A 12,586-nucleotide genomic window follows, 5' to 3' on the forward strand; every position below is an offset into this window, starting at 1 on the left:
ACCCGGGCCGCGAGACGCCGCAGGCCGTCAATGAGCATTGCCGGCCACCACGTTGGCGGCCAGCTGATAGCCACTGCCACGCACGGTACGGATCAACCGCGGCGGCTTTTCGGTGTCACGCAGGCGTTGGCGCAGGCGGCTGACCGCCATGTCGACGATCCGATCCAGGGGCATCAGGTCGCGGCCACGGGTGGCGTTGCCGATGGTGTCGCGATCGAGGATTTCCTGGGGATGGTCGAGAAACAGTTTGAGCAGGGCAAAGTCGGCGCCGGACAGGATCACTTCCTCGCCGTCGGTATGGAACAGCCGGTGACTGACCATATCCAGCCGCCAGTCGTCGAAGCACAGCACCTCGCCGCCGGCGCGCTCCTGGCCGAATTGCGCACGCCGCAACAGGGCCTTGATTCGCGCCTGCAGTTCGCGGGGGCTGAAGGGTTTGCCCAGGTAATCGTCGGCCCCCAGTTCCAGGCCAATGACCCGGTCGGCTTCGTCGGAGCTGGCAGTGAGCATGATGATCGGCACCTGGCCCACCCGTGGGTGCTGACGAATCCAGCGGCACAGGCTGAAGCCGTCTTCGTCGGGCAGCATCACATCGAGAATCACCAGGTCGCTCGGGGCCTCGTTCAGGGCCTGGCGAAAGCCGGCGCCGTCAGCCGTGCTGCGCACCTGGAATCCGGCGCGGCTGAGGTAAGTCTCCAGCAGTTCGCGTATTTCCTGATCGTCGTCAACCAACAAAATCGACTTACTGACTGAGCTCACTTGGTCGTCCTTGTTGTTAGGAATGGAGCGCGATTATGGCCTAAACGGCCCGCCACAGGAGACCCTCGACGCCCTCAGATTGCCGCCTGTTCCAACGCCACCCCGGCTCCGGTCAGGCCTGAATACGGCGCCGTCACCAGCCACACCGGGATGCCCTTGAAGTAATCGCTCATGCAACCCTTGTCGGCAAAGCAGCGGGCAAAACCGCTCTGGATGAAAAAGTCGGCAAAACGCGGAATCACTCCGCCGACGATATACACCCCACCGCGAGCGCCAGTGGTCAGCACGTTGTTACCGGCCACCCGGCCCAGCCAGCAGCAGAATTGCTCCAGGACTTCGACGGCTATCGGGTCGCCGGTAAGCCCGGCAGCGGTGATCGCCTCCGGGGTGTCGAGCACGGCCGGATGCCCGTCCACCGCGCAGATCGCCCGGTACACCCGCGGCAAACCACCGCCGCTGAGGGCGGTCTCGGCGCTGACGTGGCCGATCTCGTTGAAAATGTGCTGCCAGAGCTGGGTCTCCCGAGGGCTGCTCAACGGCAGGTCGACATGGCCGCCCTCGCCGGGCAAGGCCATCCAGCGCTGGTCACCGAGATCGAGCAGGGTGCCGACCCCAAGCCCGGTACCCGGGCCAATCACCACGGCCGGGCGCAACGGCTCGGGCGTGCCCGGGCAGACCTGACGAAACTCGTCGGGTTGCAGCCGGGTCATGCCCAGGGCCATGGCCGAAAAGTCGTTGACCAGCAGCAATTGGTCGACCTGCAAGGTCTGGCAGAACGCCTGACGGCTCAGGCGCCAATGGTTGTTGGTGAAGCGGAACTCGTCGCCGCCCACCGGCCCGGCCACCGACAGGCACACCGAGCCGATCGAACCCGGGGCCAGTCCCAGGTCCTTCAGGTAGGCGCTGATGGCTTGTTCCGGGCTGGTGTAGTCCGCCGTCGCATGCACCTGGATCGAGTCCAGTTGCTGGTCTTTCCACAACGCGAACCGCGCGTTGGTCCCACCGATATCACCGACCAGGGCCAGTTTCACTTAAGCGTCTCCAGGGCAGAGGTAAAGGCGCTGGCGCCCTGCTCTGCCGAGCTGAAGGCCATGCGCATGAAGCCGAACAATTCACGACCGCTGCCGACATTGTTGCCCAGCAGGCCCTTGGCCGGCTCGCGGGCCGCGAATTCATCGGCGTCTACCTTAAGCTCCAGAGTGCCCTTGACGCCATCCACGCGAATGATGTCGCCATCCAGCACCCGCGCCAGCGCACCGCCGACCTGGGCCTCGGGGCTGACATGAATCGCCGCCGGGATCTTGCCCGAAGCGCCGGACATGCGTCCGTCTGTGACCAACGCCACCTTGAAGCCACGGTCCTGCAACACGCCAAGGAACGGGGTCATCTTGTGCAATTCCGGCATGCCGTTGGAGCGCGGGCCCTGGAAGCGCATGACGGCGACAAAATCTTTTTCCAACAGGCCGGCCTTGAACGCATCGGCCAGATCCTGCTGGTCCTGGAACACCACCGCCGGAGCTTCGACGATCTGATGCTCAAGGGCCACGGCCGAGACTTTCATCACCCCACGGCCGAGGTTGCCCTCCATCACCCGCAGACCGCCTTCCGGCGAGAATGCGCGAGCCACCGGGCGCAGGATGTTTTCGTCGAGGCTTTCGATCGGGCCGTCGCGCCACACCAGCTTGCCGTTGTCCAGGAACGGTTCCTGGGTGTAGCGGCTCAGGCCACGGCCAGCCACGGTGTTCACGTCTTCGTGGAGCAGGCCGGCTTCCAGCAATTCGCGAATCAGGAACGACATGCCGCCCGCCGCCTGGAAGTGGTTGATATCGGCCTTGCCGTTTGGATAGACGTGGGACAGGGTCGGCACCACCTCGGAGAGGTCGGCCATGTCCTGCCAGGTCAGCTGAATTCCGGCGGCCTGGGCGATGGCCGGCATGTGCAGGGTGTGGTTGGTCGAGCCGCCAGTGGCGTGCAGGGCGACGATGGAGTTGACCAGGGAACGTTCGTCGACGATTTCACCAATCGGGGTGAACTGGCCGCTCTGCTTGGTCAGGCGCGTCACTTGTTGCGCAGCCTCATGGGTCAGGGCATCGCGCAACGGCGTGTTGGGGTTGACGAAGGACGAGCCCGGCAAGTGCAGGCCCATGACTTCCATCAGCAACTGGTTGGTGTTGGCGGTGCCGTAGAAGGTGCAGGTGCCGGGGCTGTGGTAGGACTTCATTTCCGACTCCAGCAGCTCTTCGCGGCTGGCCTTGCCTTCGGCGTAGCGCTGGCGCACGTCGGCTTTCTGCTTGTTGGAAATACCCGAGACCATCGGCCCGCCCGGGACGAAGATCATCGGCAGGTGGCCAAAGCGCAACGCGCCCATCATCAGCCCCGGGACAATCTTGTCGCAGATACCGAGCATCAGCGCCGCGTCGAACATGTTGTGCGACAGCGCCACGGCGGTGGACAACGCGATCACTTCGCGGCTCGGCAGGCTCAGTTCCATGCCCGGCTCGCCCTGGGTCACGCCGTCGCACATGGCCGGGGTGCCGCCGGCAAACTGGCCGACCGAGCCGATTTCGCGCAGGGCTTTTTTAATCTGTTCCGGAAAGTGCTCGTACGGCTGATGCGCCGAGAGCATGTCGTTATATGACGAAACAATTGCCACGTTGGCCGCGTTCATCATCCGCAGGCTGTTTTTATCGTCGGTGCCGCAACCGGCCACGCCGTGGGCAAAGTTCGCACACTGCAACCTGCCCCGTTGCGGGCCGTCGCTGGCGGCGTCGCGAATCAGAGCGAGGTAGGCCTCGCGAGTGCCGCGACTGCGGGCGATAAGCCGTTCGGTGACCTCAAGAACGCGGGGATGCATGTGTAGAACTCCAGGCTAACGGATGTGGCGACCTGTTTGTCTATGCTGATCAAAACGCCGTCAGGCCAGGAAGGCGCAGCGGTTTCTTGACCATTTGGACCAGTTGATTCAGGTCACTCGTTGTAGATAAGACAAAATATTGCCACTAAAAAGGCTTGTTTTCTATTTTTTTGCGAATAATCTTGTAATTCCAACAACAAAACCACGGCAGGCACTTTTCCAATGACTCTACGAATCGCAATCAATGGTTTTGGCCGTATCGGCCGTAATGTCCTGCGCGCACTTTATACCCAAGGCTACCGTCAGGACCTGCAGATCGTCGCCATCAACGACCTGGGCGACAGCTCGATCAATGCCCACCTGCTCAAATACGACACCGTGCACGGCACTTTTGATGCAGACGTGCAGCACGATCAGGAAAGCCTGACCGTCAACGGCGACCGGATTGCCGTCAGCGCCATCCGCAATCCGGCCGAGCTGCCCTGGGCCGCCGAGAAGATCGACGTGGTGTTTGAATGCACCGGCCTGTTCACCGACCGAGCCAAGGCGGCCGCGCATATCAGCGCCGGCGCCCGCAAAGTGATCATCTCGGCCCCGGCCAAAGGCGCCGATGCCACCGTGGTCTATGGCGTCAACCACGACCTGCTGCGCCAATCGCACCAGATCATCTCCAACGCCTCCTGCACCACCAACTGCCTGGCGCCCGTGGCCCAGGTGCTGCACCGCGAGCTGGGCATCGAAAGCGGCCTGATGACCACCATTCACGCCTACACCAACGACCAGAACCTGACCGACGTCTACCACACCGACCCGTACCGCGCGCGCTCGGCGACCCAGAACATGATTCCGAGCAAGACCGGCGCCGCTGAAGCGGTGGGCCTGGTGCTGCCGGAACTGGCAGGCAAATTGACCGGCATGGCCGTACGGGTACCGGTGATCAACGTATCGTTGGTGGACCTGACCCTGTACCTCAAGCGCGAAACCACCGCCGACGAGGTCAACGCCCTGCTCAAGGAAGCCAGCCAGCACTCGAAAATCCTCGGCTACAACACCCTGCCCCTGGTCTCCAGCGACTTCAACCACAACCCGCTGTCGTCGATCTTCGACGCCAACCACACCAAGGTCAGCGGCGGTCGACTGCTCAAGGTGCTGGCCTGGTACGACAACGAATGGGGTTTCTCCAACCGCATGCTGGATAACTGCCTGGCCCTGTGCAACGCCGAATAAGCGCATTGCGGGAATAACGGACATAGCGTGGAACAGCAACCGATGATCGGTATCAGCTTCACCGAAAAGACCATGGCGGCGCGCAAGCGCATCGCCCTGGTCGCCCATGACCACTGCAAAGTATTCCTGCTGGACTGGGCCGAACGGCACAAGGACACGCTCGCCGAGCATGACCTGGTGGCCACCGGCACCACCGGCCTGCTGCTGACCAAACGCCTCGGCCTGCCGGTGCAAAGCATGATCAGCGGGCCCTTGGGCGGCGACCAGCAGCTCGGCGCACAAATCGCCGAACAGCGGGTCGACCTGCTGGTGTTCTTCTGGGACCCCTTCGAACCCCAACCCCACGACCCGGACATCAAGGCCCTGCTGCGAGTCGCGGCCGTGTGGAATATTCCGGTGGCCTGCAACGAGTGCAGCGCCGACTACCTGCTCAGCAGCCCGTTGATGAGCCAGGCGCATACCCATCGGATTCCCGATTATCAGGCTTACCTGGCTGGGCGTGGGTAAGTTACTCGGGGATTAATGCGGCTTGAAGATGTGGGTATGGATAGGCAAGCAGAAGGTTGCGATGTTCGAGTTACAAGATGAGGTACAAACGTCAACAACTGAAGTGATGGTGTTGATCGTATTGAAATAAAGATGGGCGATTTCGAAATCGCCCAGTCTTCCTTTTAAGGGGACAAATAGTTATCCCAATTGCATTTGACTGCCCTGTCATTTTCCTTGCGCAAATAACCTGCACCTGCCGGATACAGCACCTGACTCATTAGAAGTTTAGGCGGCATATAGCTAATCACCCGGCCATCCTCGGCCTGCAAGGCCGGATCAATATTTAACTTACGCAACAATATACCAGAGCTTGCAACACAGGCCTCAAGCAAAACCAAACTCCCTTCATAATTTCGCCACGAGGAAATATGATCCAGCCTTCTTACCAACTCACCCTCAACATTATATTCCGCCATACTAGCCACAAGCTCCTCTCCAACACCCTCCTCACTAAAATAGCTCACCCTAATAAATAGCACATAATAACTACCGCCCATAAAATATACAAAAATCGGCTTAAAATCGTGATTACCACCCTTTCTTAAATGGGCTCCGTCATGCATTTCAAACTCATACATCCCAGATTGAAGACATTGATCAGACAGTGATAACGAACTCGCACCCTTATAGAAAATATCCATTTCAGTATAACTGGATTCGCTCTGGGGGCCGATCAGGGGATAGTTCTTAAACAGCCTAAACGTGTTAATTGAAAACCCATCCTTAGCTACCGTGATTGCAGAACGCCGCAGACTGGCCTTACACGACTCGGAGTTTCCAGCTTCATTCATAGAGGGCGCGATGGCTGAACAAGCCTGCATTCCGCATCCAGACGCTATTAAAAAAGAAGACACCATCAATAAAAACTTAGGGTTCATTGCATAACCTCTTTCTACTTTTCGCTCTGATGCTCATGACGGCATTTCTCTATAAAATTAACTCGAAGCTATTGCTTGAACATATCGAGCGGAATTTTAATTTGCTTTAGTTCGGGAACAATCAGCATGCAAGTTAAACCTAATGCCTGCTCGGCATTACAGCTAGCAGTTCGAATAGTCGTGGGGATTTCTATTTTTTCCGCCAACAAACAGGTGGGGGCTTGAGCAGGAGAGCTACACGTAGAGTTGAACCCCATAAGTGCGGCTTGAGTCCATCTTGCCGCGAAAGGATAGTAACTGTCCGCGTCATGCTGATCCCTCACAAACAACATTATTTCCGGCCCCTTCATATAAGCAGCCCGCTGCTCAAGCCGCCTTCTATATTCAGACATACTCGCCACCCCATACTTTGAATTCCAAGAGTAGAGCGTGGGTATATTAGATGCCGCCCCGATCAGTTTAATCTCGTTGTTACCATCAAAAATGGCAATAGACTTGATCTCGGCCTGCCCTTCTTGTTTCCCCCAGAATATCTGGATACCACTTTCAGTTTTTAAATATCTTGGTGGATCTTGCTGAAAACCCACTATAACTCGCTCTGCAACAGATAGACTTTCTCCCGTATCGGGACCGACTATACGGTAGAGATTCTCCCTGGAAAATCTTTCAATAGATGAGATTAAATAGGAGAACCTTATAGTCGGCGTACTGTGATTGACATCTGTTATCACGACGAATGACAAAGCCTGATTTTCGCCTATGCCTTTGTTAACTGGAACGGCTTCATTTGCACGAAGCTCGCAGCAACTCAAATTCAGCGTCAATGGGACAGTCCAAGCAAGTTCACGCCACAATTTTAGATTAAATTGTCGATTTGCATAGTTATATATGTAGCTAATTGCAGTTTTTAGAAAAAAATCATGCTTGAATACTTTATAAAAACAGAAGCTCATCGCTATCCTCCGTCGGGGCATATCGATGCTATATCTTGTTTGCTGGATAACGGAAATTTTAATCCGTCGACATCGGCATGAATGCCACACACCCCCAAAACCAATTGCTGTTGGATCCATGCCTCTGGATGATAGAGCTAGGTGATCACGAACGCTTTTAAGAAACACCGGGCCGAATTCTGTCATACGCACTAGACTGCCATTGTTTTCATTCATATCAAAAGAGAAGGAGCAAACATTCTGGCTAGCTTGAATACTATATAGACCAACTCTATAGCCTTGGCTGACAAGCTCGACTTTCAACGTATCAGCAAAAACATCTGCCCAGGACTTCCCGTTGACAGGAGAAGTGTACAGTGTGCTTCTTATTTTGTAGCAGCCGACCCAACCTTCCGAGTGTATGACCTGGGTGACTCGAGTTGACACTTCGTGCTTGTCACCTCCGCGGTCGTTTGCAAATATCGATACGGAGAAGAACGCAAGTAGACAAGCTGACATTTTTTCACTCTTCTACTCCTACTGTAGGATACTACAGTCCTTTGTTGGGCACCTTCGTACTACAGAGGTTCCACCGCATCCGAAACACAACCGGGCAATTGCTCCACACTTTACGGACAACTTACTTTATATTTAACGCATCCACCTCAACCCTTATTTTACCCCTTAAATTTTCACTCACACCCAGGCGCTCGTCATTAACCACCTTTAGATAATCTCCCACGTTATCCCGGGAGACAGGATCACAACGAAGTACATTATTTACATCAAGCGTAGGATCCACTCGACTATTCGGACCACTTATATATTTCTTTATATTTGGAAAGCCTTTAGAAAGTAGATCCAAAGAGGGATAACCATCATCTCTGATCCATTGATCTGAGCGATCAAATTTCCCAGAACACATCATATCGGTGCGGATTGCCAATACACAGGCTTGGGGAAGCGCGATAAAAACACAATAGTAACGCTCATGATTTTCTACTACCTCGCCTGCATCGTTCGTCACTTCCCCCTTGTCTAGCGCGCCCACCCAGACCAGGTTGCAAGAGGGTGAAAAGTGGCCGGAGAGTTCATCTTTAACAAATGGAATAGCCATTGGACTCAATTCGATGTAATCAGTAACGCTCTTATCGTTTGAGAACCTTACCTTAGTGTAGGTTTTTTCGGTTTGCCTATCGTTTATATCTTCGTCAAAAAAAACAATTTTTCCACATGTATCTCCTGTCTTTTTCTTGAGATCTTCGGTGAGCAACACTACACCCCCATGCTTATTTAAACTAGAGGACCACTCACCAAAAACCTCAGAACCTGCAACAAAAAAAAGCAATAAAAAATAATATTTTTTCACGACCTTTACCTGGCAGCAAAGTAACGCCACTTTATATTGATCATCTTTTCTCATAACTCATTGAGCGTTGAGCGTTCATCAGACCGAAATCTACTCTAGTTGCAGAAGTGTTGGCCGCCTATCCAAACGAAGGAAGTGATGTACCTTCGTCTTTTCCGGCAACCCAATACCGGCGGCCGCCGCCCCCCATCAACGCAAACTCATTACACGGTTCTTTTCCGCTTTTACATCGTCCACTGCCTACCTGCCAATCTTGACCGCAATATCATAAATCGCGCTGTACTTGCCGGCCCAAGGCGGCAGATACCATTCGCTGGCGTTATAGGCAGTCAAGCCTCACAGGTGCCTTAACCCCCTCTGTTCTGCAAGACCGCACCCGGATTTTCTTCATTTAGTTCGCCTTGATCGTTTAAGCCCAACAATCAACCGGGGGCAACCTCACTTAAATCGATAGATAGATAAAGTGCCTCACACGCGATAAAACCCACAGTTCACGGATTAACTCTAGAGAGACAAATAGTTACCCCAAATGCATTTAACACGTTCACCACCACCCTGCAAAGAATAGCCCCCTACCACGGAAAACAGTGTTTGATCCAACAAAAGAAGGGGGGACATATAACTAATCACATCACCCGCTCTGGACTGAATATCTGGATCAATATTTAACTCGCGCAGCAATATGCCATCCTCTACTACGCATGCATCAAGCAGAGCCAAGCTTCCCTCATAGCTTCGCCATGATGAGATTCGATCCATTTTCCTTATAAGTGAGCCCTTTGCGTTATACACTGCTAAGCTGGCCACAAGCTCTTGCCCCGCACCATCGCCACTAAAATAGCCATCCCTGACAAACACCACATAATAATTTTCACTTAACAACTGCACAGCAATCGGCTTCAAATCACCGTTATTACCCTTCCTCATTTTTCCTTCGTCATGTATTTCAAACTCATACATTTCAGACTGCAAGCAGTGAGCAGAAAGCCGCAATGACTTAGTCAGCTTGTAACTGGCCTTTTTATCAGAATCATCAGACTCACTTTCAGAACCCAAAGGCGGATAACTTTTGAATAGTCTAAAGGTACTTACTGAAAATCCACCTTCAGAAACTATCGTTGCGTTATACTTCAGACTAGCCGCACACAACTCAGTTTTTTCTGGCTCGTCCTGATCGGGTGCAATATCTGCATAAGCCTTTGCTTCAAACCAAAGGACCAATGCAAAAAAACATGCACTCCATAAAAATATTAAATTCATTCCGCGATCTCTTTTAACTTTGGAGAGAAACCCGCCACATGAAGATGGTGGTGGTGTTCGGGATAGTGAATAGTGCGCGACAGAAGCTTCTGCGCCCCATTCTTGGTATACCTCCATGCATACTGCGTCTTCCAACCAAACTTAAAGAATGCCTGATTAAGCCTATTCTGTCTTTCTTCATCTAGGGAGATTACACCGCTTACCGTATCAAGAAGAGTTGAGACACTCCAACTCTTATCAAGACGCATAAACATAAAATCCCCATTCTCCCCATTTATATGTGACTTGCTGATACCAGGCGTCCCATCCACGTTACTGAATCCAGTTGACGCAACATCCTCATACCCTACCTCCATCAAGGCACCGATCAACGCTGCCAGAGCTGTTTGATTTAAAAACCTCCTATCAGTTCCGAAAAAGCGAAATCCAAACTCCCTAGCTGAATTAGTTCCAAGCTGGGCGACATCCATCAAATATATGAAATCAGTTCCCGCTATTCCTTTCTTTATCCAGCGCACTGCCTTCTGACCGATAAAAACACCAAAGTCATGCTCCTTATTATCGGATGAAATATAAATATACCTTGCATCTTTCATTCTTTCGGCTTCGAGCCCAACAGGGACTAAGCGCTCAATAAGACCTGTGCTCTGGTAAATGCGATAAGTCACCATTGCGTCTGGAGTCGCAAGTCTTCCCACCAACCCAATCGGATGAAAGTGATAAACCTTCGCCCCCTCTGGCAACCCAACATCCGCGGCCACCTCCCCCCACCAACGCAATTTCATCACGCGGTTCTTTTCCGCTTTCACATTGTCCATGGCCCACTTGCCGAGCTTGACCGCGATTTCGGAGATCACGCCGTACTTGCCGGCCCAGGACGGGACGTGCCATTCGCTGGTGTGATAGGCAATCAAGCCTCCCAGGCGCTTTGCAAGCGCTCGGTTCTGCAAGGTGGCGTCCAGGTTTTCTTCACTGAGTTCGCCCTGGTTGTTCAAGCCCATGAGTTGGCGGATGTGTTTGAAGAATGGGGTTTCTTCGGGTCGCTGGCCGCCTCTGAGGAAGTCGACGAAGGCGCTGGCGGTGCCGTCCCACCAGGTTCCGGCTTGGTTGCTGGCGGCGTCGACGACGTCGAAACCGGGCCAATGCCAGGGGGTCAGGCGGCGGTCGGTGTCTTTGGCCCAGCCGTGGACGATGGAGCCGTCTGCTGCCAGGACTTGGACGTTGACCCAACTCTGCTGGTGGTCATCCTGCTGCTCGGTGGTGTGGCGGGTGATGCCCGTGGTCCAGTCTGTCGCCAGGTCGATGACCGAGGGGGCATCGTCCCTGGGTTCGGCTTTGATCGGGTCGCCCTGGCGCAGCCGCACCAGGGTCCAGTGCTGTTTCGGCAGGTTTTCGGCGTAACGGCGGCTGTCGAGCAGAAAGCGCGGCACATCCTCGGCGCTGAAGATTTCCAGGTGCAGCATGGGGCGCGTGGCCGGCTGGTTGGCCAGCAAGGTGTCGGAGCTGGAGACTTGCTGGCCCAGGTGGCCGATGACCTCGCCCATGCTGAGCGGAATCGGTGGCGCAGGGATCTCGATGTTGTCGAAGGCGGCGGGTGCGCTGAACGCATCCAATTCCTCCAGATACACCCGACTCGGAACCTGCAGCTCAGTGATTTGAACGCCGTCCGGTTGGGTGGCAATACCGCCCTCGACAATGCGCCGGACCAGGCCCCATTTATCATTCCCTGCCATCGGCTCGATTTCGATCACTGAGCCGCGGACCAGTATTCCCAGTTCGGTGCTGCTATCCAGCGCCCTGACCGTTAGGCCCTCGATCACCTGGTCGTTCAGGGTCCACTGGTTTTTGGTCTTCAGGCCGGCGCGGTGCCGTTTTTTGGGCCACCACTTGGGCGTTCGGTCGGGGGTTGCCTGGTAGCTCGCGCCATCGGCCAGGTGCATATAAAGGCTGTACAGGACAAGCTCCGGCGGCGATATGACGGCGGCGGGCTTGCACATCGGAGGCTGCGGCTTGGGTTGGCTGCCGAGCACGACGGTTGCGACCGGCGGCTCGCCGCCAAACCAGCGATTGGGCAAGGTTGTGGGCAGGCGGTCCAGGCTGTAGAGGGGGAGCCAGGGCTCAGCCACAGGTTCGCGTGTCCAGGTGGCAACCGAGGGCGGCTGGATGCGGACCTTGGCCCAGCCGTTTTGCAGTTCCATCAGTGCGACGCGTGCGTACAGCGGCAGCCAACCGACGGTGGGGCCGTGGGCTCGGGTTGCCAGTCGGGTGCCGTAGTCGGGTTCGACGGTGGCTGACGCTAAATCGTCGTCGCTGGCGGGGGCCGGCAGAGGGGGTGCTTGCAGACGATGACGAACCAGGACAAAGCCGGTGGAGTAAGGTCGCAACACAGCCGTGGCCTGGGCTTCTTGATCTTGATCGGCATTAGCGAGCGGTTCGGCACCGGCCTTCAGAGGTGTATCGGCCACCGGCGTGGCATCCGGGTAATGCTCATCGATTCGGTAGGCGACGATCTCTCCGTCGGCCACGCATTGCACCCCCTCCTCGGTGGAAAACACGTTGGCCGTGCCACGGTCGAAATGGATGCCGCCGTGAAAGTGGCCATTGTTGCCCAGGGGGAAATGGCCACCGTCCGCAAGCGCCAACCCGGCGTAGGCATCCTGGACATCCGCAAAGGCTTTGCCGTCCTTGGCGTTGAAGGGGTAGCCCATTCGGGAGGTGGGTTTGGGTGCAACGGTCATCTTTGATGTGCTCCTACAGA

Annotated in this window: 10 protein-coding genes; 2 read left to right on the forward strand and 8 right to left on the reverse strand. The window is 55.3% G+C overall.

Annotated elements, in window-relative coordinates; genetic code table 11:
• Window positions 1-27: 27 nt before the first annotated feature.
• From AC19YX_RS16335 to edd, 3 genes are all read right to left on the reverse strand, one after another.
• Window positions 28-759 (reverse strand): response regulator, encoded by a 732-nt coding sequence (locus AC19YX_RS16335; protein ID WP_078470930.1) that lies wholly within the window; start codon window positions 757-759, stop codon window positions 28-30.
• Window positions 760-833: 74 nt separating this feature from the next.
• Window positions 834-1,790, reverse strand: coding sequence for a glucokinase (locus tag AC19YX_RS16340; RefSeq protein WP_500606601.1), 957 nt, complete (start codon window positions 1,788-1,790; stop codon window positions 834-836).
• On the reverse strand, window positions 1,787-3,613 hold the full coding sequence (gene edd / locus AC19YX_RS16345) for a phosphogluconate dehydratase (protein ID WP_078470932.1): 1,827 nt from the start codon (window positions 3,611-3,613) through the stop codon (window positions 1,787-1,789). The genes AC19YX_RS16340 and edd overlap by 4 nt, the downstream gene beginning before the upstream one ends.
• Window positions 3,614-3,835: 222 nt before the next feature.
• On the opposite strand from edd, the gene gap reads away from it, so the two are divergent.
• Both gap and AC19YX_RS16355 read left to right on the forward strand, forming a co-directional pair.
• On the forward strand, window positions 3,836-4,840 hold the full coding sequence (gene gap / locus AC19YX_RS16350) for a type I glyceraldehyde-3-phosphate dehydrogenase (RefSeq protein WP_020295784.1): 1,005 nt from the start codon (window positions 3,836-3,838) through the stop codon (window positions 4,838-4,840).
• Between the two features lie 42 nt (window positions 4,841-4,882).
• Window positions 4,883-5,347 carry a methylglyoxal synthase gene (locus tag AC19YX_RS16355; RefSeq protein ID WP_020295785.1) on the forward strand — a complete coding sequence of 155 codons (465 nt, stop codon included), beginning with the start codon at window positions 4,883-4,885 and terminating at the stop codon, window positions 5,345-5,347.
• Between the two features lie 164 nt (window positions 5,348-5,511).
• Here AC19YX_RS16355 and AC19YX_RS16360 read toward each other — a convergent pair whose 3' ends face one another.
• The 5 genes from AC19YX_RS16360 to AC19YX_RS16380 all read right to left on the reverse strand — a co-directional run bounded on the left by AC19YX_RS16360 (window position 5,512) and on the right by AC19YX_RS16380 (window position 12,566).
• Window positions 5,512-6,267: a hypothetical protein gene (locus tag AC19YX_RS16360; protein ID WP_500606602.1), complete on the reverse strand. Its 756-nt coding sequence runs from the start codon at window positions 6,265-6,267 to the stop codon at window positions 5,512-5,514.
• A gap of 68 nt (window positions 6,268-6,335) precedes the next feature.
• Entirely contained in the window at window positions 6,336-7,220 is an 885-nt protein-coding gene (locus AC19YX_RS16365; RefSeq protein WP_500606603.1) for a hypothetical protein, read from the reverse strand.
• 619 nt (window positions 7,221-7,839) lie between these two features.
• The gene (locus tag AC19YX_RS16370) at window positions 7,840-8,568 is read right to left on the reverse strand and encodes a hypothetical protein (RefSeq protein WP_500606604.1); all 729 of its coding nucleotides are present in this window, start codon (window positions 8,566-8,568) and stop codon (window positions 7,840-7,842) included.
• A 504-nt stretch (window positions 8,569-9,072) separates the two neighbouring features.
• A complete protein-coding gene (locus tag AC19YX_RS16375) occupies window positions 9,073-9,828 on the reverse strand; it encodes a hypothetical protein (protein ID WP_500606605.1) in 756 nt (251 codons plus the stop codon).
• Complete coding sequence (locus AC19YX_RS16380) at window positions 9,825-12,566, reverse strand: hypothetical protein (protein ID WP_500606606.1); 2,742 nt, start codon at window positions 12,564-12,566, stop codon at window positions 9,825-9,827. The genes AC19YX_RS16375 and AC19YX_RS16380 overlap by 4 nt, the downstream gene beginning before the upstream one ends.
• Window positions 12,567-12,586: the final 20 nt, after the last annotated feature.

The sequence above is a fragment of the Pseudomonas sp. MF09150 genome (genome assembly GCF_059862355.1).

Excerpts from the sequence above, each read along its gene's own strand:
- edd (WP_078470932.1), bottom strand. The coding sequence starts at position 3,613 with ATGCATCCCCGCGTTCTTGAGGTCACCGAACGGCTTATCGCCCGCAGT.
- gap (WP_020295784.1), top strand. The coding sequence starts at position 3,836 with ATGACTCTACGAATCGCAATCAATGGTTTTGGCCGTATCGGCCGTAAT.
- AC19YX_RS16355 (WP_020295785.1), top strand. The coding sequence starts at position 4,883 with ATGATCGGTATCAGCTTCACCGAAAAGACCATGGCGGCGCGCAAGCGC.
- AC19YX_RS16360 (WP_500606602.1), bottom strand. The coding sequence starts at position 6,267 with ATGAACCCTAAGTTTTTATTGATGGTGTCTTCTTTTTTAATAGCGTCT.
- AC19YX_RS16365 (WP_500606603.1), bottom strand. The coding sequence starts at position 7,220 with ATGAGCTTCTGTTTTTATAAAGTATTCAAGCATGATTTTTTTCTAAAA.
- AC19YX_RS16375 (WP_500606605.1), bottom strand. The coding sequence starts at position 9,828 with ATGAATTTAATATTTTTATGGAGTGCATGTTTTTTTGCATTGGTCCTT.
- AC19YX_RS16380 (WP_500606606.1), bottom strand. The coding sequence starts at position 12,566 with ATGACCGTTGCACCCAAACCCACCTCCCGAATGGGCTACCCCTTCAAC.